At 33.3% G+C, this 25,079-nt stretch carries 25 protein-coding genes; 3 read left to right on the forward strand and 22 right to left on the reverse strand.

Annotated features, from left to right (window positions below; translation table 11 throughout):
* Nucleotides 1-32: 32 nt before the first annotated feature.
* The 13 genes from glyA to fdaB all read right to left on the reverse strand — a co-directional run bounded on the left by glyA (nt 33) and on the right by fdaB (nt 12,819).
* Entirely contained in the window at nt 33-1,271 is a 1,239-nt protein-coding gene (gene glyA / locus ACJQQZ_RS11360) for a serine hydroxymethyltransferase (RefSeq protein WP_124227722.1), read from the reverse strand.
* A 22-nt stretch (nt 1,272-1,293) separates the two neighbouring features.
* On the reverse strand, nt 1,294-1,818 hold the full coding sequence (locus tag ACJQQZ_RS11365; RefSeq protein ID WP_145506734.1) for a TIGR01440 family protein: 525 nt from the start codon (nt 1,816-1,818) through the stop codon (nt 1,294-1,296).
* Between the two features lie 92 nt (nt 1,819-1,910).
* Nucleotides 1,911-2,351: a low molecular weight protein arginine phosphatase gene (locus tag ACJQQZ_RS11370; protein WP_002451664.1), complete on the reverse strand. Its 441-nt coding sequence runs from the start codon at nt 2,349-2,351 to the stop codon at nt 1,911-1,913.
* Nucleotides 2,348-3,391, reverse strand: coding sequence for an L-threonylcarbamoyladenylate synthase (locus ACJQQZ_RS11375; RefSeq protein WP_408023156.1), 1,044 nt, complete (start codon nt 3,389-3,391; stop codon nt 2,348-2,350). Before ACJQQZ_RS11375 ends, ACJQQZ_RS11370 begins: the two co-directional genes overlap by 4 nt.
* 168 nt (nt 3,392-3,559) lie before the next feature.
* Complete coding sequence (prmC, locus tag ACJQQZ_RS11380) at nt 3,560-4,396, reverse strand: peptide chain release factor N(5)-glutamine methyltransferase (protein WP_124227723.1); 837 nt, start codon at nt 4,394-4,396, stop codon at nt 3,560-3,562.
* Nucleotides 4,383-5,459 (reverse strand): peptide chain release factor 1, encoded by a 1,077-nt coding sequence (prfA, locus tag ACJQQZ_RS11385; protein ID WP_408023157.1) that lies wholly within the window; start codon nt 5,457-5,459, stop codon nt 4,383-4,385. Before prfA ends, prmC begins: the two co-directional genes overlap by 14 nt.
* The gene (locus ACJQQZ_RS11390; protein ID WP_145506742.1) at nt 5,459-6,058 is read right to left on the reverse strand and encodes a thymidine kinase; all 600 of its coding nucleotides are present in this window, start codon (nt 6,056-6,058) and stop codon (nt 5,459-5,461) included. Before ACJQQZ_RS11390 ends, prfA begins: the two co-directional genes overlap by 1 nt.
* Before the next feature lie 249 nt (nt 6,059-6,307).
* Nucleotides 6,308-6,565 carry a type B 50S ribosomal protein L31 gene (locus ACJQQZ_RS11395; protein ID WP_002451669.1) on the reverse strand — a complete coding sequence of 86 codons (258 nt, stop codon included), beginning with the start codon at nt 6,563-6,565 and terminating at the stop codon, nt 6,308-6,310.
* 111 nt (nt 6,566-6,676) lie between these two features.
* The gene (gene rho / locus ACJQQZ_RS11400; protein WP_124227724.1) at nt 6,677-7,993 is read right to left on the reverse strand and encodes a transcription termination factor Rho; all 1,317 of its coding nucleotides are present in this window, start codon (nt 7,991-7,993) and stop codon (nt 6,677-6,679) included.
* 264 nt (nt 7,994-8,257) lie between these two features.
* A complete protein-coding gene (locus tag ACJQQZ_RS11405; RefSeq protein WP_002451671.1) occupies nt 8,258-9,685 on the reverse strand; it encodes an aldehyde dehydrogenase family protein in 1,428 nt (475 codons plus the stop codon).
* 274 nt (nt 9,686-9,959) lie between these two features.
* A complete protein-coding gene (locus ACJQQZ_RS11410) occupies nt 9,960-10,298 on the reverse strand; it encodes a winged helix-turn-helix transcriptional regulator (protein WP_002451672.1) in 339 nt (112 codons plus the stop codon).
* A gap of 87 nt (nt 10,299-10,385) precedes the next feature.
* A complete protein-coding gene (locus ACJQQZ_RS11415; protein ID WP_124227726.1) occupies nt 10,386-11,645 on the reverse strand; it encodes a UDP-N-acetylglucosamine 1-carboxyvinyltransferase in 1,260 nt (419 codons plus the stop codon).
* Nucleotides 11,646-11,958: 313 nt separating this feature from the next.
* Nucleotides 11,959-12,819, reverse strand: coding sequence for a class IIb fructose-bisphosphate aldolase FdaB (gene fdaB, locus ACJQQZ_RS11420; RefSeq protein ID WP_145506747.1), 861 nt, complete (start codon nt 12,817-12,819; stop codon nt 11,959-11,961).
* A 218-nt stretch (nt 12,820-13,037) separates the two neighbouring features.
* Between fdaB and ACJQQZ_RS11425 the strand changes: the two genes are divergently transcribed.
* Nucleotides 13,038-13,559, forward strand: coding sequence for a DUF2529 domain-containing protein (locus tag ACJQQZ_RS11425; protein WP_002451675.1), 522 nt, complete (start codon nt 13,038-13,040; stop codon nt 13,557-13,559).
* A 53-nt stretch (nt 13,560-13,612) separates the two neighbouring features.
* Here ACJQQZ_RS11425 and pyrG read toward each other — a convergent pair whose 3' ends face one another.
* The 3 genes from pyrG to ACJQQZ_RS11440 form a co-directional block, all read right to left on the reverse strand.
* Entirely contained in the window at nt 13,613-15,220 is a 1,608-nt protein-coding gene (gene pyrG, locus ACJQQZ_RS11430; RefSeq protein WP_408023158.1) for a CTP synthase, read from the reverse strand.
* A 339-nt stretch (nt 15,221-15,559) separates the two neighbouring features.
* On the reverse strand, nt 15,560-16,090 hold the full coding sequence (gene rpoE / locus ACJQQZ_RS11435; protein ID WP_002451677.1) for a DNA-directed RNA polymerase subunit delta: 531 nt from the start codon (nt 16,088-16,090) through the stop codon (nt 15,560-15,562).
* 113 nt (nt 16,091-16,203) lie between these two features.
* Nucleotides 16,204-17,064: a GNAT family N-acetyltransferase gene (locus ACJQQZ_RS11440; protein WP_002451678.1), complete on the reverse strand. Its 861-nt coding sequence runs from the start codon at nt 17,062-17,064 to the stop codon at nt 16,204-16,206.
* A 242-nt stretch (nt 17,065-17,306) separates the two neighbouring features.
* Between ACJQQZ_RS11440 and coaW the strand changes: the two genes are divergently transcribed.
* On the forward strand, nt 17,307-18,116 hold the full coding sequence (gene coaW / locus ACJQQZ_RS11445) for a type II pantothenate kinase (protein WP_002451679.1): 810 nt from the start codon (nt 17,307-17,309) through the stop codon (nt 18,114-18,116).
* Nucleotides 18,117-18,169: 53 nt separating this feature from the next.
* Here the strand turns inward: coaW and ACJQQZ_RS11450 are convergent, their stop codons facing one another.
* The 3 genes from ACJQQZ_RS11450 to ACJQQZ_RS11460 form a co-directional block, all read right to left on the reverse strand.
* Nucleotides 18,170-18,835 (reverse strand): DUF2750 domain-containing protein, encoded by a 666-nt coding sequence (locus tag ACJQQZ_RS11450; RefSeq protein WP_107532703.1) that lies wholly within the window; start codon nt 18,833-18,835, stop codon nt 18,170-18,172.
* Between the two features lie 179 nt (nt 18,836-19,014).
* Entirely contained in the window at nt 19,015-20,205 is a 1,191-nt protein-coding gene (gene ldmS, locus ACJQQZ_RS11455) for an L-aspartate--L-methionine ligase LdmS (RefSeq protein ID WP_124227727.1), read from the reverse strand.
* Nucleotides 20,202-21,389, reverse strand: a complete 1,188-nt coding sequence (locus ACJQQZ_RS11460) for a M20 family metallopeptidase (RefSeq protein ID WP_145506750.1) — start codon at nt 21,387-21,389, stop codon at nt 20,202-20,204. The genes ldmS and ACJQQZ_RS11460 overlap by 4 nt, the downstream gene beginning before the upstream one ends.
* Nucleotides 21,390-21,633: 244 nt before the next feature.
* Between ACJQQZ_RS11460 and ACJQQZ_RS11465 the strand changes: the two genes are divergently transcribed.
* On the forward strand, nt 21,634-22,104 hold the full coding sequence (locus ACJQQZ_RS11465; RefSeq protein WP_124227729.1) for an S-ribosylhomocysteine lyase: 471 nt from the start codon (nt 21,634-21,636) through the stop codon (nt 22,102-22,104).
* Between the two features lie 65 nt (nt 22,105-22,169).
* Here the strand turns inward: ACJQQZ_RS11465 and ACJQQZ_RS11470 are convergent, their stop codons facing one another.
* The 3 genes from ACJQQZ_RS11470 to ACJQQZ_RS11480 are packed head-to-tail and all read right to left on the reverse strand — an operon-like array spanning nt 22,170 to nt 25,020.
* Nucleotides 22,170-22,520: a DoxX family protein gene (locus ACJQQZ_RS11470; RefSeq protein WP_023373368.1), complete on the reverse strand. Its 351-nt coding sequence runs from the start codon at nt 22,518-22,520 to the stop codon at nt 22,170-22,172.
* On the reverse strand, nt 22,517-23,707 hold the full coding sequence (deoB, locus tag ACJQQZ_RS11475) for a phosphopentomutase (RefSeq protein WP_124227730.1): 1,191 nt from the start codon (nt 23,705-23,707) through the stop codon (nt 22,517-22,519). The genes ACJQQZ_RS11470 and deoB overlap by 4 nt, the downstream gene beginning before the upstream one ends.
* An 11-nt stretch (nt 23,708-23,718) precedes the next feature.
* Nucleotides 23,719-25,020 (reverse strand): pyrimidine-nucleoside phosphorylase, encoded by a 1,302-nt coding sequence (locus tag ACJQQZ_RS11480; protein WP_408023159.1) that lies wholly within the window; start codon nt 25,018-25,020, stop codon nt 23,719-23,721.
* Nucleotides 25,021-25,079: the final 59 nt, after the last annotated feature.

Consider the following 25,079-nt stretch of genomic DNA (forward strand, 5'->3'; position numbering starts at 1 on the left):
ATTTCCTCCAATATTCTAAAAATCCCTTAATATTATTGATATAAAGGGTATTGTTCAGTTAAAGCTAAAACACGTGATTTCGCTTCATTTAACTTAGTTTCATCTTCATGATTTTTTAATGCTAAGCTAATAATTTTAGCAACCTCTTCAAACGCTGCTTCATCAAATCCACGCGTAGTGGCTGCTGGTGTTCCTAATCTAATACCACTTGTTACAAAAGGTTTCTCTTGATCAAACGGGATAGTATTTTTATTACAAGTGATTCCAACTTTATCAAGTGTTTCTTCCGCTACTTTACCAGTGATATTCACAGAACCTTTAACATCTACAGCTATTAGGTGATTATCAGTACCACCTGATACAATTCTAAAACCTTCTTTAGATAATGCTTCTGCAAATGCTTTGGCATTTTTAATCACTTGATTTTGATATACCTTGAAATCATTATGTAACGCTTCACCGAAAGCAACTGCTTTTGCAGCAATCACATGCTCAAGTGGTCCGCCTTGGATACCTGGGAACATAGTTTTATCAATTGCCTTTTTGTATTCCTCTTTACAAAGAATCATTCCTCCACGTGGTCCACGTAAAGTTTTATGCGTTGTTGTTGTCACAAAGTCAGCATATTCGACAGGATTTTGATGTAACCCTGCAGCTACTAACCCTGCAATGTGTGCCATATCCACCATTAATTTAGCGCCTACTTCATCAGCGATTTCTTTGAATTTTTTAAAATCAATTTGTCGAGAATAAGCAGATGCACCTGCAACGATTAATTTAGGTTTATGTTCAATGGCTAACTTACGTACTTCATCATAATTAATAAGTTCTGTATCTTTATCTACGCCATATTCAACAAAATGATATGATTTACCACTAAAGTTTACTGGAGATCCATGAGTTAAATGACCACCATGACTTAAGTTCATACCTAAAACTGTATCTCCATAGTCTAAAGCTACTAAATATACAGCCATATTTGCTTGAGATCCTGAATGTGGTTGCACATTGACATGCTCAGCACCAAATAGTGCTTTAGCACGATCAATAGCAACTGATTCAGTTACATCTACAAACTCACAACCACCATAATAGCGACGACCTGGATAGCCCTCAGCATATTTATTGGTTAATACTGAACCCTGTGCTTCCATAACAGCTTCAGAAACAAAGTTTTCTGATGCAATTAACTCAATATTATTATTTTGTCGATTAAACTCTTGCTCAATGGCTTCAAAAATTACTTTATCTTGCTTTTCGATGTAAGACATATAAACCCCTTCTTTCAACTAATTAATTATACTTTGCACGTTCGCCACCAATTTTCTTAGGTCTAGATGTCGCAATGGTAACGATTGCTTCCCCAACTTGCTTTACACTTGTTCTAACCGGTACGCAAACATGTTGAATATGCATACCTATTAATGTTTGACCTATATCTATACCTTTAGGCACGGTGATATGTTCAACAACGATTGGGTCTTCCATATGTTGATATGCATAAGTTGCTAAACTACCGCCTGCATGAACATCTGGAACAACAGTAACTTCTTCCATTGTCAGTGGATTAAAATCGGATCTTTCAATGGTGATTGCTCTATTGATATGTTCGCATCCTTGAAATGCAAACGAAACCCCTGTTTGTAATTTAATTTCGTTTAAATCATTAAATATTGACTCAGCTACCTCCATTGACCCTACTGAACCAATGCATTCACCTAACACTTCAGAAGTTGAACAACCAATCAAACATATTTCACCTTCATTAAAAAATGACATCGCTTTTAATTCTTCTAACAAAATTGAAAAATCTTGCATTTAAAACCCACCCCCTTAAAATATAAAAAAGGAACATAGCAAACTTGCTATACTCCCTTATTATAACGTATTTAAAGCGTAACATATACTAATTATATATAATTCTCTTGCAGATCTTTTGGATTAATTTTACTAATTAAGTCATAAATTTGTTTATAAGTATTCAAATAAATCTTTTTATCCCCACCATATGGATCATTAACTTCAGATTCGTCACCTACAAATTCGATTAAAGTAAATATATTTGTAACTGAACCATATTGCGATTTCAAAATTGCTTTATGTGATTGTGACATGGTTAAAATAAGATTTGCTTCAATATCTTTTTCAGAAAAAGATTGTGTTAATGATGGCTGTGGTAATTCTTGTTCATGTATGATTTCTTCTGACAGTTTTGAAATCGGTTGATGATCTAAAGCAAATATACCTCTTGATTCTACTGTAATATTTTCATTTTTAAATAAAGATTTTGCTATACTTTCAGCCATTGGACTTCGGCAGGTATTGCCTGTACAAACAAAAATCACTTTCATAATGACGCCTCTTTCACAATATTATTTCCAGCAGCTTTCAACATGCGATTCATAATCGCTTCAGATTGATCACTTTCATCAAATCCGTAAATATATGCGTGAGTGATATCTGCACGTTGATCAATTTCATGCAAAATACTATAAAGTAAATGATTGGCTTGTTTAATATCTGTTACATTGTCACATAATTTTATATATATCGCTTCTTTAGGTAGAAAATGTGACAAACTATCAGGCACTACAAACGCCACCTGTTTCCATTTATTATGGTCTGGAATTTTTTTGTTTAATTCTTTTAAAATGGTTACTGGGGTATCTGGTGAATAATGCTTGTATTTCATTCCTGGTGCAATGGGTTGAGAAGCTTCATTATAATTTGATGCCTCTATGCAATTGGGAAGTACGTTTTCAATCATTTTCTTAGTTATTGAACCTGGACGTGCAATTCTAAACGGGTATTGTGTACAATCCAACACTGTACTTTCCAAACCTTCTTCACTTTGATCACCATTAATAATCCCATCAATTCTACCATTCAAATCTTGGAATACATGTTCAAACGTTGTTGGGGAAGGTCTACCACTAATATTAGCACTTGGCGCTGCAATTGGTTTATCAATATGTTGTAATACACTTCTGCCAATGGGGTGGCTTGGCATTCTCACTGCAATTGAATTCAAACCACCAGTTACTTTTGGGCACAGATAACCTGACTTGAGAGGTAATATAAATGAAATAGGTCCCGGCCAAAATGCTTCCATTAAACTCTGAACCTTAGGCTCTAATGTATCGACAAAATCATTCATCTGCGACATATCATGGATATGTACAATTAATGGATTATCAGACGGTCTGTCTTTTGCTTCGTAAATGTGACTAACAGCTTCTTGATTAGTAGCGTCTGCACCTAACCCGTATACTGTTTCGGTTGGTAATGCAACTAAACCACCGTTTAATACTGTGTCTTTAATTTCCAATACGTCTGTACTTTGTAGAATATCATTTCTGTATGTTCTTAAATCCCAAATTTTGGTTTCCACTTTTCTTTTACACCTCTCTTTCTTTGATTAACAAAACATAAAGGTGGGATAGCTTATCATCTTTCAATATTCAATTGAAAGAAAGCCCATTCCCACCCGATAGCTATGTTAAATACATTTAAGAATTTAATAATTAAAAGTAATCCATTTATTTAAATGAGCGTGACTTTACCATTTAATTTCTAAAATTCTATCTAGTTGATTAATATCTTTATAAATTGCGACTGCCTTATCTGGGTACATATCATTCACTATCTCTTTTAAAGTCTGACCTTGGTTATAACCAATTTCAAACACTACATGTGCGCCTGGTAATAACACCTTAGGTAAATCATTTAGAATCGATTGATAAATAGCATAACCTTGACTCTTTGCAAATAATGCTTGATGTGGTTCATAGTCTACGACTGTTTTAGCCATATCTTTGACTTCTTTGACATCAATGTATGGCGGATTTGATATCAGACCATTTACTTTAATATTTCGTTCTATCAATGGCTTTAACGCATTACCTTGAATGAAATCAATGTTCTCTCCGTGTTGTTCTGCGTTTAATCGTGCCACTTCTAATGCATCTTCATATAAATCGGTAGCTATTACGCTTAAAGTAGGCTTTAACTTTTTTAATGTGATGCCTAATACACCGCTGCCTGTCCCTATATCTGCTATTGAATCGCCTTCGTTACAAAGGTTTAAAAAATGTAACATTACTTCTTCAGTTTCAGGTCTAGGAATGAGACAACGATCAGATACTGTAAATCGGTATCCATAAAAAGATTGAAACCCTACAATATATTGAATAGGTTCTCCAGATAGCATTCTTTGTAAATTTAAACCAAGTTTAGCTTTATCAGCAACCGACATTTCATCATTCATATGAATAAGATAGTCTGTACGTGACCAATTAAATGTATCAAGTAATAACCACTCAGCTCGTGTTTGTTCATAGCCTTTCTCTTTTGCTAATGAAATAGCATTTGCTAAGTAATCTTTATAACTCACCATTGTTTAATTCTTTCAATTTATCTGTTTGTTCAGATAATGTTAGGGCATCGATAATCTCATCTAAATTACCTTCCATAATCTGACCCAGTTTCTGCAATGTTAAGCCAATTCTATGATCAGTTACACGACTTTGAGGATAGTTATACGTTCTAATTCTTTCTGAACGGTCACCTGTTCCTACTGCTGATTTACGTTGTGATGCATATTTTTGTTGTTCTTCTTGCAATTTCATATCATACAATCTTGCTTTTAATACTTTCATCGCTTTTTCACGGTTTTGTATTTGTGATTTTTCTGATGAAGTAGCAATGACACCTGTTGGTAAGTGAGTGATACGAACAGCTGAATCTGTTGTATTGACGTGCTGACCACCTGCACCACTAGAACGATACGTATCAATTTTTAAGTCTTCATTTCTAATTTCGATTTCTACATCTTCTACTTCTGGTAATACTGCGACTGTAGCTGTTGACGTGTGAATACGACCACCTGACTCTGTTTCAGGAACACGTTGAACACGATGCGCACCATTTTCAAATTTAAGTTTGCTGTATGCACCGTTACCGGATACTGAGAAACTGATCTCTTTATAGCCACCATGGTCACTTTCTGATGCTTCAACAATTTCTGTTTTAAAGTTGTGCGCTTCAGCATACTTAGAGTACATTCTCATTAAATCTCCAGCAAAAATTGCTGCTTCATCACCACCAGCTGCAGCACGAATCTCAACGATAACATCTTTTTCATCATTTGGATCTTTAGGAATAAGTAATAATTTTAATTGTTCTTCCATTTCAGGAAGTTCATTTTTTAAACTTGAGCTTTCTTCTTTTAACATTTCAATTTCTTCTTTATCAGAAGTCTCATTTAGCATTTCTTCGATATCTGCTAACTCTTCTTTTTTACTTTTATAACTTCTATAGACATCTACAGTTTTTTGCAATTCTGCCTGTTCTTTTGAATATTTACGTAATTTATCTGAATCGTTCACGACATCTGGGTCGCTTAACATTTCATTTAATTGTTCATATCTTTCCTCTACAATTTCTAATTGATCAAACACTACATTTCCTCCTTCTCATTTTCACTTGGCGCTACAATATGATGCGCTCTACATCTTGGTTCATAACTTTCATTAGCACCTACTAAAATAATTGGATCATCTGCTTTAGCGGGTTGACCATCTATAAGTCTTTGAGTTCGACTTGAAGGCCCTCCACATACCGCACATACAGCTTGCAATTTTGTAACATGCTCACTTAATGCCAATAATTCAGGCATTGGCTCGAACGGTTCGCCTTTAAAGTCCATATCTAATCCAGCCGCAATGACTCGATGACCTTGATCAGCAAGTTGTTGTATGATACTTACAATATTTTCATCAAAAAATTGAACTTCATCTATACCGATAACATCTGCATGAGATATGTCATGATTTAAAATTTCTCTAGCTGTTGAAATATTTATAGCTTCAATTGCATTGCCATTATGTGAAACTACCTTTTCTTTATGATAGCGATCATCAATTGCTGGTTTAAAAACAATAACTTTCTGTTTAGCGTAAATTCCCCGTCTAAGTCGACGTATAAGTTCTTCTGATTTACCACTAAACATACTTCCGGTAATACATTCAATCCATCCGGAATGATAAGTTTCATACATTAAGCGTTCCACCCTTTTTCAAAACATAATCGCTTAATTATATCATATTTTAAAATATCATAAATGCTATTTTTGCAATCTATTCTATTATACAATAATAACTCGAAAAAGTTAGCTACAGTAATATTCTATAACTTACTCATTTCTTTATTACTCTTATGTTGAATAGCAAGTCATCTCTAAATATAACTATAATAAAAAAACTGCCTACATAACCATTGATATGGTGTAGACAGTCTAAACTTAAAATTAGTTGTTGTTTGATTTGAGACCAAACTTTTTGTTGAAGCGTTCCACACGACCATCCGCAGCAGCGAATTTTTGACGTCCTGTATAGAAAGGATGTGAATCAGAAGAAATGTCTAAACGAATAACTGGGTATTCATTTCCATCTTCCCACTCCATAGTTTCTGATGATGTTTTAGTAGAACCACTTAAGAATTTAAAGTTTGTAGTAGTATCTAAAAAGATAACTTTATGATACTCAGGATGAATTCCTTGTTTCATTGTTTTCAGCTCCTTTGCCCTGAACCATCTGGAACAGAGTTATTTGTGAGTTTTTACCCAATACTTGGTAATTATAATAGTAATTAATGTAAAACGCAACCCTTTGTAAAATTAAATAATAGGTTTACCTGTTTTTGTGCTTTCTTCTGCTGATTTTTGTAGTTGTTCAAAGAAATCTTTATTATTTTTTGAACGTTTTAACTTACGAATAAATCTCTCTGTAAAATCCATAGAATCCGTGAATAGATTACGAAGTTGCCATAATGTATCTAACTCTGCCTTGCTAATTAACAGTTCTTCTTTACGTGTAGAACTTCGACCAATGTCTATAGCTGGGAAGATACGTCGTTCAGATAGTTTACGATCTAAGTGAAGCTCCATATTACCTGTACCTTTGAATTCTTCATAAATCATATCGTCCATTCTTGAGCCTGTATCTACTAAAGCTGTAGCTAAGATAGTTAAACTACCACCCGCTTCTATATTTCGGGCTGCACCGAAAAAGGCTTTTGGTTTATGCAGAGATGCTGGATCAAGACCACCAGAAAGCGTACGGCCACTTGGTGGAATGACTAAGTTATAAGCTCGAGCTAATCGAGTAATTGAGTCCATTAATATAATGACATCTTCCCCTATTTCTACAAGGCGTTTAGCTCTCTCTAATAATAATTCTGCAACTTTCACGTGATGTTGTGGTGGTTCATCAAACGTTGAATGTACAACTTCAGCTGATTCAACTGAACGTTCTATATCAGTTACTTCTTCAGGTCTCTCACCAACTAACAAGACAAATAATTTGGCTTCTGGTTTATTGGTAATAATTGCATTAGCAATTTCTTTAAGTAATGATGTTTTACCCGCTTTAGGTGGCGCAACAATGAGCCCACGTTGTCCTAAACCAATAGGAGTTACTAAATCCATGATTCGTGTTGAATAATTTTTTGGTTCAGTTTCAAGTAAAATTCGTTCTTCTGGATACAAAGGCGTCAACGCTTGGAAGTGAGGACGTTTTTTTACTTCTTCAGCATTTTGATCGTTAACAAAGTCCACTTGTAGTAATCCATAGTATTTCTCATTATCTTTAGGTTTACGAACTTTACCTGTTACTTTATCGCCTCTTTTAATTTCAAATCGACGAATTTGACTTGCTGAAATATAGATGTCTTTTTCACCCTTAGAATAATTAACAGTTCTTAAGAAACCATAACCATCGGGTTGGATATCATCTAAAATACCCTCCATATAATAATTGCCATCTTTCTCCATTTGAGCTTCCATGATAGCTAATACAAGTTCTTTCTTATTCAATTTACTATAATTAGTTAATTTTAAAGATTTAGCTTTCTGAGTGAGTTCTTTAGTAGTGTTGTTTTTGTATAGTTCGTGGAAAGATTCATATTGAGGAGAAGTTCGTTCTCGTTCAGGCATAGACTTGCACCCATTTCCTTATTTTTTATGTTAAAAAGATTGTGATGGAACATAGATGGCTTTTAATTAGCATTTACTAAAAAAAAGCCTTTTGAAGTGCTTATCACGACTTTGTTCATCATAACCTTCTAAATACTAGAATAACTATAGCAAACTTTTAATTTAAATACAAAACGAATTTTGTATTTAACATATTTAAAACAATGCACGTTACGTCATAACGTAACGTGCATTCACAAAAATTTGATTCATAATATTTTTTAATTATTTGAAATAACCTGCAATTGATTTTACTTCTAAGAATTCTTCAATTCCGTAGTCGCCCCATTCACGACCTAATCCAGATTGTTTATATCCACCAAATGGTAAATCTGGTTTACGTCCAGCTTCATTAATTTCAACTGTTCCTGCTTCAATAGAACGTGCCACTTTGTGTAATGTGTCTTTATCATTACCAATAACATAACCAGCTAGACCATATTTCGTATCATTCGCTATTTTAATTGCTTCGTCTACATCATTATAAGTGATCACTGACATAACAGGACCAAAAATTTCTTCTTGAGCAATAGTCATATGATTATCAACGTTAATGAAAATAGTAGGACGAGCAAAATATCCTTTTTCTAAACCTTCAGGTTTACCAGGACCTCCGTAAAATAATTCTGCACCTTCTTCAATACCTTTATCAATATATGATTGAACTTGGTCAAATTGTTTTTTACTAATAATCGGTCCAACTTGTGTACCTTCTTCTCTAGGATCACCGACTTTGACTGAACTAAATTGTGCTTTCACAGCTTTTAAGAAGTCTTCTTTAATACTATTTGGTACTAATACACGTGTACCTGCAGTACATACTTGTCCTGTATTATTAACAACTTTACCTGTTGTCGCTTTAGCCGCTTCTTCAATATCAACATCATCTAAAACGATATAAGGTGACTTACCACCAAGTTCTAATGATACTTTTTTGAAGTCTTTAGCTGCTTTTTCCATAATTTTTGAACCAGTAGGACCTGAGCCTGTAAATGACATCATTCTAACTTTAGGATGTTCACTTAACGGATTACCTACACCTTCACCGTCACCATTAACAAGGTTAAATACGCCTTTAGGCACGCCTACTTTATCAAAAATTTCAGCTAAGATAACAGCAGCGAACGGTGTTTCTTCTGATGGTTTTAAGACAACAGCGCTTCCTGCTGCAAATGCTGCAGCTAATTTAAGTGATGTTTGATTAGTTGGGAAATTCCAAGGTGTAACTAAACCTGCTACGCCGATAGCTTCTTTCACAACTAAATCATCACCACGTTGTTCTTCAAATTCAAAACTGTCTAATGCATCTCTCGCTGCAGTAAAATGATTAAGTCCCATTTGATAATGTACTTTTTCAGAAACTGATAACGGCGCACCAAGTTCATCAGTAATCGCTTGTACAATATCTTCTTTTCTATTTTCATATTCTTTAACGATTTTATCTAGTAAATCTCTTCTATATTCAACCGTACTATGACGGAAATCTAAATATACATTATCTGCAGCTTCAACTGCTTTATTAACATCTTCTTCATTACCTTTAGCCACTGAACCAATGACCTCTTCAGTTGCAGGGTTAATTACTTCTATTGTTTCTCCACTAGCACTATCAACCCATTCACCATTAATATATTGTTTAGTGAAATGTCTCATCAAACTTCACTCCTTAGATTTGTTATACAACTATTCTAACCATTTTGTTACAAAGTTAAACATATCTGCTCATTGATTCAATTGCACTTAATCATTTTAAAATTTAAAATTTATGAAATAACAATCGAATTCACTCAATCTGTAAAATGGCATAGAAAAAGAGCGAAGCAATACATGATTGCCTCACTCTTACAATACATCTTCTTATTAAAATTAATCATAAGGATGTTGTCGTAATCTAGAAATTAAACAATTCTAAGTACAACTGTCTGAATTATTTTACAGGTTCTGCTTCTGATTCTAGATTAATATTATTTTGTGCCCATTCTTCAATTGGTTTTAAAGCGTCAGCTAATGAACTACCTTTTTCTGTCAATTCATAAATAATGGTTACTGGACTAGTGGAAACGATTCTTTTTTCAACTAATCCCCAGTCTCCTAATTCAGTCAGTTTAATACTTAGTGCACGAGGCGTGATTGTTTTCAAGTCTCTTTTCAAATCGGAAAAATGTGCAGATTGGTCTTCGCATCTAGATAAATAGTTGATGATTAAACCGTTCCAACTGCGTCCTAATATTTTAAAAGTTTCTTCTAAATAAGGACATACTTCCATAAATCTCACCTCTCACTCATATATCTTAATACTAATGCACTAAAATCTGTGCTTATAATTTTAAGTATATTTATTATACCACATTTTTTAAACTGTTTCAGTCCAAATTTCTGCACCGAGCGCTTTTAAATGTTCAACAATTTGAGTATACCCACGATAAATGTGTTTAACGTTGTATATAGTTGTAACGCCTTCCGCGATTAAACCAGCTACTATCAAGCATGCACCTGCTCTTAAATCACTCGCATAAACTTCAGCCCCATTAAGAGTGGATGGTTTAATCGTTGCTGTGCCATTATCTTTATTAATGTTAGCACCCATTTGTTGTAGTTCTTCAACATGCTTGAATCTTTCAGGATAAATTGTATCTGTAACAAATGATGGACCATTTGCCATAAATAATAATGGTGTAATCGGTTGTTGTAGGTCTGTTGCAAATCCTGGATATACCAGTGTTTTAATATCAACACTATGATACGGTTCGCTCTTTCTAATAATAGCTTTTTCATCGTTTAATTCGATATCGACACCTAATTCTTTTAATTTAGCTGTCAATGCTTCAACATGTCTTGGCACTATATTATTAATGACAACTTCTTCTCCCGCAGCTGCCGCCATACACATGTATGAGCCTGCTTCAATACGGTCAGGTATAACTTGATACTCTGTACCGTGTAATGTATCTACGCCATTAATTTTAATTGTCGTTGTACCGGCACCTTTAATTTGTGCTCCCATACTAATTAAAAAATTAGCCACATCTACAACTTCAGGTTCTTTTGCTGCATTTTCAATAACAGTTTGTCCTTCTGCATGTACCGCAGCTAACATAATATTAATTGTAGCACCAACACTCACCATATCTAAAAAGATATTAGCTCCTTTTAATTGTTTAGCTTCAATTTTCATTGACGTGTCACTAGATTCATCGATTTCTGCACCTAATGCCTTAAAACCTTTAATATGTTGATCGATTGGACGTGGCCCTAATGGGCAACCACCTGGAAGCCCAATGACACACTTTTTAAATCTTCCTAGCATTGCTCCCATCATATAATATGAGGCTCTTAAAGATTCAACTTTATTATTGGGTAATGGTGCATTTTCAATTTCAGTTGTATAAACATCTAATTTAGTACCGTCTAATTTTGTTTTAATATTTAAATCTTCTAATAAGCTAACAAGTGTTTCTACATCAGAGATTTGTGGTAACCCATCTAAATTCACTTGTCCATGGGCTAATAAAGTAGCAGGAATGATTGCTACAGCACTATTTTTAGCACCACTAATATTCACTTCTCCTTTAAGTGTCTTTCCACCTCTAATTTTGATTACCTCTTGAGCCATATCTTTTTCTCCTTTGTTTCCTTCATTTGTTAAAAATTTACATTATTAGCATTATAAAATAATTTTACTTTGTTTGTAAAATAGTTCATGAATACATAGTTGGTTCAACATTATGTTATATCATGTTCATCAAAAGTTACGAATTTAAAGTTTGTTTCCTCCGCATTAAATTGTTCTGATTTTCATATGCCAACAATACTATATTTTTATTTAGTATGCTTAAAACTTATGCAATTTTATAAATTTCGTAATCATTATAGCATAAAAATAAGCCATTAAACCTAGGTTTAATGGCTTATTAAAAGATATTTAATTATTTAGCACGGTTAGAAGTACCGAATTCTTTAATTTTACCTTTAACTGTTGCTTTAATTGCTTCACGAGCAGGTCCTAAATATTTACGTGGATCGTAAACTTCAGAATCTTTGTTTAATACATCGCGAACAGCTTTAGCTGAAGCAATTTGGTTTTCAGTGTTAACATTAATTTTAGCAGTACCATAAGGAATTGCTTTTTGGATGTCTTTAGTTGGGATACCAGTACCACCATGTAATACTAATGGTAAACCAGTTGAAGCACCAATTTCTTCCATTTCTTTGAAACCTAATTTTGGTTCACCTTTGTAAGGACCATGTACTGAACCTAATGCAGGTGCTAATGTATCGATACCAGTTTTTTCAACTAGTTCTTGACATTCCTTAGGATCTGCATAGATGACACCGTCAGCTACTACATCGTCTTCTTGACCACCAACTGTACCTAACTCAGCTTCTACTGAAACGCCTCTTTCGTGAGCATATTCAACCACTTTAGAAGTGATTTCAACATTTTCTTCAAAAGGACTGTGAGAAGCGTCAATCATTACTGAAGTGAATCCAGAATCAATTGCTTCTTTACATTTTTCAAAGCTTGAACCATGGTCTAAGTGGATAGCTACTGGTATTGTAATGTTTAAGTCATGCATTAAACCTTCAACCATTTTAACTACTGTATAGAATCCGCTCATGTAACGAGCAGCTCCTTCAGAAACACCTAAAATAACTGGTGCATTCTCTTCTTGTGAAGCTTCTAAAATAGCTTGTGTAAATTCTAAGTTATTTAAGTTGTATTGACCAACCGCATAACCATTTTCTTTTGCATCGATTAACATTTCTTTCATTGAAACTAAAGGCATTATAGTTCCTCCTTGAGTGCTTGAGCACGTATTTTTTCAAACTCATTATAACAAAATTACAACTTAAATGCATTCGAATAGATGATTTAAAATTTACAATTTTCACAATCCTTACCACTACTCGATTTGAAAACGTATCCAATTATAATTAGTTATAATCATTGCAATCAATTATGGCTTTATTTACAATATTTTAATGAATAGAATGGAGGTAGAATATGTCAAAAATACTCAATACGCAATTAATAGGTATCTTCGATAGAATTGAAAAACAAGCTTTAGATGTACAAATGGGGGCACAATGTTTAATACAAGCCATTGGTGGCGAAGGCCATGTTTATATTAAAGGATATGACGATTTGAAATTTTATGAAGAATTCATCCTACATAGTCATGAAAAGTTAAAATCAAGCTTACCTTTAACAGATTTAAACAGCTTTGAAGAATTAGATACAACAGACCGCGTATTTTTATTTTCACCTACATACAATGAAGACGTCGAACGTGACGTAAATAAACTAATAGAGACTGATATCGACTTTGTTCTTGTATGTAATCACCCTAAACGAGATGATTTTCCTGAACATTTAATGCATTTTATCAATCTATCAACGCCAAGACCTATCGTATACACTGAAGATTACGATAAGATTGTACAACCTCACCCTATTGCTTTTAACTATATCTATTATGATATTTATACTCAAATGGTTGAAATGACACGTGATTTAGAATTATAAAATAACAAAGCCTATGGGTATGAACTAATTCATATCCATAGGCTTTATTAATATTATTGTTGTTGATGTTTTAAAGCTGCTTCAACAAAAGCTTTAAAAATGGGTTGTGGTCTATTTGGTCTAGATAAAAATTCTGGATGGAATTGACATGCAATAAAGAAATCTTTTTCTGGAATCTCTACCATTTCAATTAATCTTCCATCTGGACTTGTTCCAGAGAATACCATTCCATTAGCTTCTAATTGCTCTCTATAATCATTGTTGAATTCATATCTATGACGATGTCTTTCTTCAATATTATTTTCATTATAAATAGAATGTGCTAAAGTACCTTCTTTAATTGTACAAGGATATAATCCTAATCTTAAAGTACCACCTAAATCTTCAATATCTTTTTGTTCAGGTAATAAGTCAATAATTGGATGTGGTGTACTAGGATCTAATTCAGCTGAATGTGCACCTTCTAATCCTAAGACATTACGTGCAAATTCTACTGTAGCGAGTTGCATGCCTAAACAAATACCAAAGTATGGCACATTATTTTCGCGCGCATATTTAATGGCTGAAATTTTACCTTCGCTGGCACGGAAACCAAATCCACCCGGCACTAGAATACCATCTACATCAGAAAGGTAACTTGCAACATTTTCATCCGTTACTAAACTTGAATCTATCCATTTAACTACAACATCTTTTTTGAATGGATAACCTGCATGTTTAAGTGATTCTACCACAGATAAATATGCATCTTGTAGGCTTACATATTTACCAACTAAACCAATTGTAATTTTGCCATCTAAACTATTGACAGTGTCTAGTAAATGTTGCCATTCATCTAATTGTGTTTCATATTTAGCGTTTAATTGTAGTCGTTTGATTACTATGTCGTCTATTTCTTGTTTACTTAATTGTAGTGGGATTTCATATAATGAGTCAGCATCGCGACATTCGATAACACTTTCTTTATTAATATCACAGAATAATGCGATTTTATCTTTTAAATCTTGTGTCATTTCATATTCAGTACGAACAACAATTAGGTCTGGTTGGATACCTAATCCACGTAATTCTTTAACGCTATGTTGTGTTGGTTTAGTTTTCATTTCGCCTGCTGCTTTGATATATGGTAATAGTGTACAGTGAACATACATTACATTTTCTCTACCTAAGTCACTTCTAATTTGTCGAATTGCTTCTAAGAATGGTAAAGACTCAATATCCCCTGTTGTACCACCAATTTCAGTAATAACAACATCAGCATTAGTACTTTCACCAGCTAATAACAAGCGCTCTTTAATTTCATTAGTGATGTGTGGAATAACTTGTACTGTTCCACCTAAATAATCACCACGACGCTCTTTTTTCAAGACGTGTGAGTATACTTTACCTGCAGTTACGTTTGAATACTTATTTAAATTGATATCGATAAAACGTTCATAGTGTCCTAAATCTAAATCCGTTTCAGCCCCATCATCAGTTACAAAAACTTCACCATGTTGATAAGGACTCATTGTTCCTGGATCGACATTTAAATACGGATCAAATTTTTGAATCGTAACTTCAAGACCTCTATCTTTTAATAATCTTCCTAAAGAAGCAGCAGTAATCCCTTTACCTAATGATGAAACTACGCCACCTGTTACAAATATAAACTTTGTCATGATTTGACCTCCTGAATTTTATTAGAGTTTGCATATTATTTGCTTAAAATCAAAAGCATTTACTATAAATTAAGTATGTATTTAATTTGAAAGGAACAATGTGTTTAATACATTCACATATACTTTTCTATTTACATGTCACAGTGTATTTGATAGTTACTTTGAAATAATATTCATTCTACAACATTAAACATTACATTGGAATCTTATTTTATTAAAATAAAAAAACGCTCCCTCTCACATATTTGTAAGGGGAGCGTATAACATTTATACACGTGTCCTATTTAAAGGAGCCCAAATAAAATTCTATCATTTTTAAACTAAAAGTCAATTAGAAATTTAGCTTTGATATTCTTCTTCCTCTTCTTCATCATCAAAGTCATCATCTTCATCTTCATCTTCTTCGTCGATAACGATATCAGTTTCATTAATTTCATCTTCGACTTGTTCATCTTCAGGATCATTTAATGTTTCTTGATCATCGGTAACTGCTGGAATATCATCATCGTCATCCGCTTCATCTTCACCTAATAATTTAAGGTTTTTATCCTCTTCGTCATCGTCATCAAGAATATCAAATTTTTGAATAGTTGGTGCAATTTTTTCTTCAATATCATCTACAGAATACCAATCGCGAATTCCCCATTGGTTTTCACCGATATTTAAAAAGCGACCATCAGTATTTAAATCTGTATAGAATTGAACAACACGATTTTCAATTTCATCGTATTCATAATTACCTAAGGCTTTGAATTCATCAATAATATCGTATAAATTCATTGTTTCGCCTTTTTCATTTAGAAGTGTGTAAGCCATATCGATAAATGATTTTTCATCTACCATTTCTTTAGTGTAATCTTTAATTTTCATTATAAAATACTTCCTTTCAAAGGATTTTTATCTTAAACTAGTAGGTCAAATTTCGTTAATTAATAGTAACAAAAATAAATTATAAATGACAATGGGCGTTTACGCAATCTCTGTTAATAATTTATATATTTTTCAAATAGAATGTAATCCTCTGCTTGTTCTACTTCAACAAAGTTACTATTAATACACAGTGGACTTAATTCGTTATTTTCTCCATACAAAGTAATAGATAACACCTTAATATTATCAAAGTTCTTACGTATATAAGTTGGTAATTGTCTTAATGCACTTTCAGCTATACCTTCATTTCGATGCGTTTTATTAACTTCAATTCCAGAAATACGCATTCTATCATCAATCTGTTCAATACCAATAAAACCTACTTTTTCTCCATCCTTGAGTAAGTTAATTAAATGAATATTAGCTTCTTCTGAAGATTCGTTCTCAACGAGTTTCAAGGAAGACACATGTTTAGAATCTAAATCTAAATAATACAATCTTTCTTTACCAATTGGTCCTTCTTCTTTAGTAGCTGTATGCATAAAACCTGCACGTTCATACACGTTCCAAGCTGCTTGATTCTCAGCATCAACAACTAAAAATAGATGATTAAAGTCCGGGAACAATGCTTGTACATATTGAGGTAAATACATCATCATTTTAGTACCATAACCATGTCCTTGGTATCGTTCATTAACTGACAATGATCGTACATAAACGACATTTTCAGGCGTATCATACCCTTCATGTTGATAATATTGATGTAATACAAAGAACCCCACAACTTCTCCATCTTTATTCTTCGCAATATTAGCAACACGATTGTCATCATTAAGTGCTTCTTCTAAAACTGTTTTAGGTAATGAAGAATAGATTTGCTGTCTCTCACTTAGTTCAAAATTTAATATATCCGTACGATATTTTTCTTCAAAGACTTGAATCGTTATATCTTCAAATTGCTTTTTTATATTCATAAGTTAATCCCCTTATCTTTAATTACTCACTTATTATATATTACTTTACCCTATTGTAATACGAATTCTCATATAATTTAAAATATCTACCAAATAAAATGTATACAAAGTCCTATTTTAGAATTGTAATTTAATTGCATTGTTTTATGAGTTCATTTTTTAAATAAAATAAACTCTTGTATTTCGCTTAATTTATTATACTATTATGGGTGATGGATTTTTGATTTGAGGTGAATGTGGAAATGAAAATAGGAATCGATGCTGGTGGAACTTTAATTAAAATCGTTCAAGAATTCGAAAATAAACGTAAATATCACACCGAACTAACCATTAATATTGATAAAGTGATTCAGTGGTTAAACCAAATTGAATTCGAGAGTTTAAGTTTGACTGGTGGTCAAGCAAGTATTATAGCTGAGCAACTATCAAAACCAACTCAAAATTTTGTTGAATTTGATGCTGCTTCAAAAGGACTAGGTATTTTACTTAAAGAACAAGGTCATGATATTAATCAATATATTTTTGCCAATGTAGGTACAGGTACTTCACTTCATTATTTTGATGGTCAACAACAACAACGTGTTGGAGGTATAGGTACTGGTGGCGGTATGATTCAAGGTCTTGGTTATTTATTAAGCCAAATTTCAGATTATAAACAATTAACAGATTTGGCCCAAAAAGGTGATAGAGATACGATTGATTTAAAAGTCAAACATATTTATAAAGATTGTGAACCCCCTATTCCTGGTGATTTAACAGCCGCAAACTTTGGTAATGTTTTACATCATATGAATGAAGACTTTTCATTAGAGAATAAATTAGCCTCTGTTGTGGGTGTTGTGGGAGAAGTTATTACAACGATGTCTATTACAGTTGCTCATGAGCATCAAACTGATAATGTTGTTTACATCGGTTCATCATTTAACAATAATCCGTTATTACGTAAAGTAATCGAAGATTATACTGTATTAAGAGGATTCAATCCATTTTACATTGAACATGGCGCCTTTTCTGGTGCAATAGGTGCGATACATCTGAATGACAATCATTAAACTAAAAGGGAGGTCGAGACAAAAACTGTATGTCTCAACCTCCCTTTTAAATATTAAAATGTTGTTTCGTTAGATAATTTTTGTGCTGATACTATTGTTCCGATGACACCTGGTTTTAAATCTATTCCAACACCTTTATCGTCATCACGTAATTTATCTAACCACTCACCAAACACACTGGTCTCAATTTCAATTAAATCACATTCTTCAAAGTCTTCCTCTTGAACTTTTTGAGCTCTTTTCTTTAAGCTCCAAACTGGCATAATTTGTGGTTTATCTTCTCTTCCATCATCTATTAAAATAAAGTTTTTTTCGTTCTTATTAGTTAGTCCATACACATGATCATATTTCGCTACATCTCTAACAAATTCTTTCACTCTAATTTTATCTAATTCTGACATCAATTCTCGAGTGACATCATATATATTGACAAGTTTACCTGTATTATCGTTTGTCGTATCAATCATTACTTTATCCGTTTCATCAAATAATTCATCTAAGTCATATGCGACAAAGCGATCTAAATCTAATTGTATTAATTTATCATAATTGATTTCGTTATCATTTAAATATTGCTTCGCAGTGTCTGCATCTGTCCATACAGCTACATAGGACTGTTCATTTTTCATTAAACGTACTATTTTTTTATTTTTTGAAGCAAAATAAATATATTCATTTATTAACATTTCTTTGAAAAACGATTCCTCTTTGTAAGACATTTTACACCCTCGATTCATAGATATTCTTTTATTCCTTACTTAAAATATTAAAATACTCATTAATGTTAGTCAATACGATAAGAATCGTATACCTAACACTCACTTTTTTCATTATTCCTTAAAAAAAATCTTAAAAATTAAGCTTATCACTTAAATTTTAAGAGTTATTACAATATCATTTAATTTTTTAATTCTTCTAAAAATGCTTTCTCCAATTGTTGAATCGATGCTTTGTCTTTGCCATGCCATATACATCCAAATCTAGAACCTACTTTATTCTTACCATACCAATCACCATCATAATATGATAAAGGATATAGAACACCTTTTTTCACATATTTTAAGATGGCATTGAAGAAATGGTCATTATCTCCATCTGAGAAATAACTGTAGAATTTATGATATCCGTTTGTTAATTCATCAGATAATAGTAGCATACTCGTTGAACCATTTTGTCTAAAGTTTAAATCAATGGCGTATACGTCATGATGTTCATCTAACAATAAATCAAATCCAGCAACACCAAAGAAACCTAACCCTACACCAATTGACATAATTTCACGACCTGCATCTATGACATGTTGTGGCACATCTTCTACATTTTCATTACCGTTATAGAAACCATAATCATTTGTTAATTGTCGCGCGGTACCTAAGTATTGAATACCAATGTCTTCGGAATAAGCAAATTGAACGCAATAGTTTTGTACGGCTTCAATTTTTTGTTCAATAATTAATTGATCAGTTGCTTCTGTTGCTTCTTCAATACGTTTTTGAGCTTCGGCTAGATCATGATCATTGTAACAAATCATCACACCATATCCTCCAGCAGTTGGTAAATCATCCCCCGGCTTAATGACAAAAGGATATTGCCAATTCTGTATCGCATCTTTGAAAGACTCAATAGGTACAATCTCTCTCTTTGGAAGATATTTACCATTCGTCCATTCTGGGATTCTTGCTTTATTGTTAAGCGCAACAAACACATCTTTATTTAATGCATAGTATGACTTCTCTAATACATCGTCGTCATGAATATATTGGAAGTATAATTTTTTATTATTTTCATATGCCAATTTTTTTATTAAAGATTCATAAGTTTGTTGATCTCTAAACTGATAAATATGAGGCGGGATTTGTTTACCCACCTCTTTAAATAGGGTCTCTAATTTAGAAGTTACACTCGCTTCATGTACAATAACTGGAAACTGATTGGCAATTAATAACTCTCGGCCAGTTAAAAAATTAGATTGATGTTCATCAGGCTTTAACCATGGATTAGATATATATGAAGGCCTAGATGTATAAACAACATCATCATTATATAAATCGCTTAATGTTAATTTGGGACTATATACGTTTTCACTCATGATTTCACATGTCCTTTCATATGATGATGTTCTTCAACTATTTCATCGAATAATGTTTGATTTTTAATTATTTCTAATCCCATTAAGGCCATAATTTTTGCGCCTTTGATGAGTGCTTGATCACCTTGTAAACTAGCTGCTGCTTCTCTAAACCGGTGTGTGTGCCCTACTAAATTTCTTGATCCAATTTTAATGTGCGGATGAATTGTAGGTACAACATGACTAACATTACCTGTATCAGTTGAACCATAACCGAAGTCATCATCAATGACTGCTTCACCCATTTCAATGGCATATTTTTCGAATAAATCGTCCAATTTTGGTGATTTGATTAACTCATTGACACCATTTTGAATTGGACCAAATTCATAATCACAACCTGTTTGAATTGCGGCACCCCTTGCAATTTGTTTTACTTTTTCTGTTAAAACATCTAATTCTTTTCTTGACGTGGCTCTTGTGTAAAACCGAGCATGTGTAAAATCAGGTATAATATTGGCTGCTTTACCACCATCTAATATGACACCATGGACACGTTGACTCTTTTTAATGTGTTGTCTTAGTTGCGCTACACCATTAAAATATGAAATCATAGCATCTAATGCGTTTCTAGCTTCATCCGCATTCTCAGAAGCATGTGCACTTTTCCCATAAAATTTAACATCTAATACATCAACCGCTAATGTATTTATCGTTTTGTATGTTTCATTGCCTGGATGTACCATTAATGCAATATCTATTTCATCAATAATACCTGCTTTTACATAAGATGCTTTAGCACTTCCATTTTCTCCGCCTTCTTCTGCAGGACATCCGAGTACCACAACTGAACCGCCGATATCGTCAATGACTTGTTTTAAAGCAATGCCACCTAACGTGCTTGCCGTACCGATAATATTATGTCCACATGCATGACCTAGTCCCGGTAAGGAATCATATTCTGCTAAAAAGCCAATAGCTGGACCTTCTTTATTCGATTCATATCTAGCTATAAATCCTGTAGCATGTCCAACAATATCTGTTTCGATTTCAAATCCATTCGCTTTCAAACTATCGATCAATGTTCTTGAAGCGAAGATTTCTTCATTACCAAGCTCTGGTCTTTCATGTATTCGGTGACTCATCTCTACATAATCATATTTATTATTTTCAATATAATATAAAATATCTTGTTTCTCACTCATATTACCTAGCTCCCATTCTACAAACGCACTATAATGACCACATCTATCATTTAATTATTACTTATTCTATCGGATTTAGATTTAAATGTCATTACATTTATTTATATTTACACAATTTTCTCACTATTCAAACTTGTATTTTAGTATAAGATACTGTTACCTCGAAATTGTAAAAACAAAACAGTATTGTTACAATTTAGTTATTAATAAATTGTTGTTTCGTATATTTGAGGAGGAAAATATAATGCCCAAAATGAACGTAGAAAGTTTTAATTTAGATCATACAAAAGTGGTTGCACCATTTATTCGATTAGCAGGCACAATGGAAGGACTAAATGGCGACAAAATTCACAAATATGATATTCGTTTTAAACAACCTAACAAAGAACATATGGAAATGCCTGGTTTACATTCACTAGAGCATTTAATGGCGGAAAACATCAGAAATCATACAGATAAAGTAGTAGATTTAAGCCCAATGGGATGTCAAACAGGATTTTATGTTTCATTTATCAACCATGATGATTATGAAGATGTATTAGATATTGTTGAAAAAACTCTCCATGATGTGTTAAACACAACAGAAGTCCCTGCATGTAATGAAGTACAATGTGGTTGGGCTGCTAGTCATTCATTAGAAGGTGCCAAAGAAATCGCACAAGCGTTCTTAGATAAACGTAATCAATGGCACGACATTTATGGCAATGCTAAATAGCAATATATATGTATAAAATAAGCCAGGATGTTAGCTTCATTGCTAACATCCTGGCTTATTTAATCTTATAATTTTTTAACTAAACCAATCAGTACAAATTGTAATGGTAAACGTAACCATAATGCCCATGCCGGCACTTCTTTATCACCAAGTGGTAATTTTTTTCTCGCCATATAAACATTTGCAGGTAAAACTGCTAATAAGAATAAATTTATTCCTTTTTTCAACCAACTTGCTGGGCGTTTAATAAGTAAAGCAATACCAAAGAATATTTCAAATACGCCAGTTACAAGTACTGCTGTTTTTTGTAATGGTAAATAGTCAGGCACAATGTTTCTAAACTGTCTTTCTCTCGTAAAATGTAATACACCTGCTGTTCCAAAACTAATACCTAATAGCCATCTTAGAAATTTCATTCGTGTTCCACTCCCATTTCTTTTAAATAACTTTTTCCAAATTCGGGCATTTCTACGTTGAAATTATCTGCAATTGTTGCACCTATTGAACTAAATGTTGTATCTCCAGGCAATTCATGATACTGCTTGATTTTAGGACTAAACATTAGTACAGGTATATACTCTCTAGTATGGTCGGTACCTTCAGCTGTTGGGTCATTACCATGATCTGCTGTAATAATGACTAAATCATCTTCATTTAAATTGTCGATCAGCTCTGGTATTCGATTATCAAAGTCTTTGATTGCTTGTGCATATCCTGGTTTATCACGACGATGACCATAAAGAGCATCAAAATCAACTAAATTGAGAAAACTTAATCCATTGAAATCTTTTTTTACAACATTAATTAATTGATCCATGCCATCCATATTGCTTTTAGTTCGAATAGCTTCAGTTACACCTTCACCATCATAGATATCATTAATCTTTCCGATTGCAATAACATCATAGTTATTATCTTTCAATTCATTCATAACTGTTTTACCAAACGGCTTTAATGCATAGTCATGACGATTAGATGTACGTGTGAAGTTACCAGGTTCACCAACATATGGTCGAGCAATAATTCTACCAATTAAATACTTAGGATCTTTGGTTAGTTCTCTGACTTTCTCACATATATCATATAGTTCTTCTAAAGGTATCACATCTTCATGAGCAGCAATTTGAAGTACCGGGTCAGCACTTGTGTATACAATCAAATCACCGGTTTTCATTTGATGTTCGCCCCACTCATCAATAATTTGAGTACCAGATGCAGGACGGTTAGCAACAACCTTTCTACCTGTCATACTTTCAATTTCTTGGACTAATTCATCAGGAAAACCATCTGGGTATACTTTAAATGGTTGCATAATATTTAATCCCATTATTTCCCAGTGACCTGTCATTGTGTCTTTACCTACAGAAGCCTCACTTAATTTTGTATAAAAAGCTTGAGGTTCCTCGACACTTGAGATAACTGGTAATTGGTCGATATTACCTAATCCTAATCTTTCTAAATGAGGTAACGACTGATCAAAACCTTCAAGTGTATGCTTTAAAGTATGTGACCCTTCGTCATTAAATGCTGCGGCATCAGGGCCTTCGCCAATACCAACTGAGTCCATCACAATTAGATGCACACGTTTAAATGGTGTAGTCATATTTACATCTCCTACTCGGTAATTATTTTGTGTATTAATGTTGGTGTGTAACCTTTACTATCAATTTTAATACTTTCATTTAATTTATCAAATATATCATTCACATTTTCTTGATTACTATGGATGGTTAGGATAGACTCACCAGCATTTACTTTGTCACCGACTTTTTTGTTTAAAACGATACCCACACTTAAATCGATGTCGTCTTCTTTAGTTTGTCTACCTGCACCTAACATCATTGATGCAACACCAATTTCATTAGCTACCATTTCTGATATAAAACCATCTTTTTTTGCAGTATAGTCTATTTTATATTTCGCATTTTCAAGACTGTCAGGATGTTCTATTACGCTTACATCACCGCCTTGATTTCTAATAAAAGTTTTCATTTTATCTAAAGCTTTACCAGATTGAATCGATGCTTCCAATAGTTCACGTGCATCTTTTAAATTATCTGCTTTCTCGGCAAGCACAACCATTTGCGAACCTAATGTAAGTACCAATTCAGTTAAGTCCTCTGGACCATGTCCTTGCAGTGTTTCAATTGCTTCTTTTAGCTCTAAGCCATTACCAATCGCGTTACCTAAAGGTTGGCTCATATCAGATATAATCGCCATTGTATTTCTACCAACACTATTACCAATACTTACCATCGCATGCGCTAAGGCTTCAGCATCTTCTAGTGTCTTCATAAATGCGCCACTACCAGTTTTGACATCTAATACAATCGCGTCAGCTCCGGCTGCAATTTTCTTACTCATTATTGAAGATGCTATTAACGGAATGGAATTGACAGTTCCTGTAACATCTCTTAGTGCATATAACTTTTTATCTGCTGGTGTAAGGTTACCTGATTGTCCCATAACTGCGACCTGATTCTCGTTGACTAACTTAATAAATTCATCTTCAGTTAATTCAACATGAAAACCATTAGCAGACTCTAATTTATCAATTGTGCCACCGGTATGGCCTAAACCATGACCACTCATTTTAGCTACTGGTACGCCAACTGAAGCCACTAAAGGCGCTAGTACTAATGTTGTTGTATCCCCAACACCGCCTGTAGAGTGTTTATCAACTTTAATCCCTTCGATATCAGATAAATCGATAACTTCTCCGGAATTAACCATTGCCATTGTTAAGTGAGCACGTTCTTCTTCATTCATATCTTGAAAAAAGATTGCCATAGCTAAGCTTGAAGCTTGATAATCTGGTATTTCTCCGTTGGTATAACCTTCAATGAAGAATTCGATTTCTTCCTTGCTTAATGATTTCCCATCACGTTTCTTTTCAATAATATCTATCATTCTCATAAAAACAGCCCCTTTTTAGATGTTTGTTTCTTGATTTATTTTTCTTTACTTTAATGAGA

Source organism: Staphylococcus sp. KUGN1 (genome assembly GCF_045984185.1).
GTDB lineage: Bacteria > Bacillota > Bacilli > Staphylococcales > Staphylococcaceae > Staphylococcus > Staphylococcus warneri_A.

Excerpts from the sequence above, each read along its gene's own strand:
- glyA (WP_124227722.1), bottom strand. The coding sequence starts at position 1,271 with ATGTCTTACATCGAAAAGCAAGATAAAGTAATTTTTGAAGCCATTGAG.
- ACJQQZ_RS11365 (WP_145506734.1), bottom strand. The coding sequence starts at position 1,818 with ATGCAAGATTTTTCAATTTTGTTAGAAGAATTAAAAGCGATGTCATTT.
- ACJQQZ_RS11370 (WP_002451664.1), bottom strand. The coding sequence starts at position 2,351 with ATGAAAGTGATTTTTGTTTGTACAGGCAATACCTGCCGAAGTCCAATG.
- prmC (WP_124227723.1), bottom strand. The coding sequence starts at position 4,396 with ATGGTGAGTTATAAAGATTACTTAGCAAATGCTATTTCATTAGCAAAA.
- ACJQQZ_RS11390 (WP_145506742.1), bottom strand. The coding sequence starts at position 6,058 with ATGTATGAAACTTATCATTCCGGATGGATTGAATGTATTACCGGAAGT.
- ACJQQZ_RS11395 (WP_002451669.1), bottom strand. The coding sequence starts at position 6,565 with ATGAAACAAGGAATTCATCCTGAGTATCATAAAGTTATCTTTTTAGAT.
- rho (WP_124227724.1), bottom strand. The coding sequence starts at position 7,993 with ATGCCTGAACGAGAACGAACTTCTCCTCAATATGAATCTTTCCACGAA.
- ACJQQZ_RS11405 (WP_002451671.1), bottom strand. The coding sequence starts at position 9,685 with ATGAGACATTTCACTAAACAATATATTAATGGTGAATGGGTTGATAGT.
- ACJQQZ_RS11410 (WP_002451672.1), bottom strand. The coding sequence starts at position 10,298 with ATGGAAGTATGTCCTTATTTAGAAGAAACTTTTAAAATATTAGGACGC.
- ACJQQZ_RS11415 (WP_124227726.1), bottom strand. The coding sequence starts at position 11,645 with ATGGCTCAAGAGGTAATCAAAATTAGAGGTGGAAAGACACTTAAAGGA.
- fdaB (WP_145506747.1), bottom strand. The coding sequence starts at position 12,819 with ATGCCTTTAGTTTCAATGAAAGAAATGTTAATCGATGCAAAAGAAAAT.
- ACJQQZ_RS11425 (WP_002451675.1), top strand. The coding sequence starts at position 13,038 with ATGTCAAAAATACTCAATACGCAATTAATAGGTATCTTCGATAGAATT.
- pyrG (WP_408023158.1), bottom strand. The coding sequence starts at position 15,220 with ATGACAAAGTTTATATTTGTAACAGGTGGCGTAGTTTCATCATTAGGT.
- rpoE (WP_002451677.1), bottom strand. The coding sequence starts at position 16,090 with ATGAAAATTAAAGATTACACTAAAGAAATGGTAGATGAAAAATCATTT.
- ACJQQZ_RS11440 (WP_002451678.1), bottom strand. The coding sequence starts at position 17,064 with ATGAATATAAAAAAGCAATTTGAAGATATAACGATTCAAGTCTTTGAA.
- coaW (WP_002451679.1), top strand. The coding sequence starts at position 17,307 with ATGAAAATAGGAATCGATGCTGGTGGAACTTTAATTAAAATCGTTCAA.
- ACJQQZ_RS11450 (WP_107532703.1), bottom strand. The coding sequence starts at position 18,835 with ATGTCTTACAAAGAGGAATCGTTTTTCAAAGAAATGTTAATAAATGAA.
- ldmS (WP_124227727.1), bottom strand. The coding sequence starts at position 20,205 with ATGAGTGAAAACGTATATAGTCCCAAATTAACATTAAGCGATTTATAT.
- ACJQQZ_RS11460 (WP_145506750.1), bottom strand. The coding sequence starts at position 21,389 with ATGAGTGAGAAACAAGATATTTTATATTATATTGAAAATAATAAATAT.
- ACJQQZ_RS11465 (WP_124227729.1), top strand. The coding sequence starts at position 21,634 with ATGCCCAAAATGAACGTAGAAAGTTTTAATTTAGATCATACAAAAGTG.
- ACJQQZ_RS11470 (WP_023373368.1), bottom strand. The coding sequence starts at position 22,520 with ATGAAATTTCTAAGATGGCTATTAGGTATTAGTTTTGGAACAGCAGGT.
- deoB (WP_124227730.1), bottom strand. The coding sequence starts at position 23,707 with ATGACTACACCATTTAAACGTGTGCATCTAATTGTGATGGACTCAGTT.
- ACJQQZ_RS11480 (WP_408023159.1), bottom strand. The coding sequence starts at position 25,020 with ATGAGAATGATAGATATTATTGAAAAGAAACGTGATGGGAAATCATTA.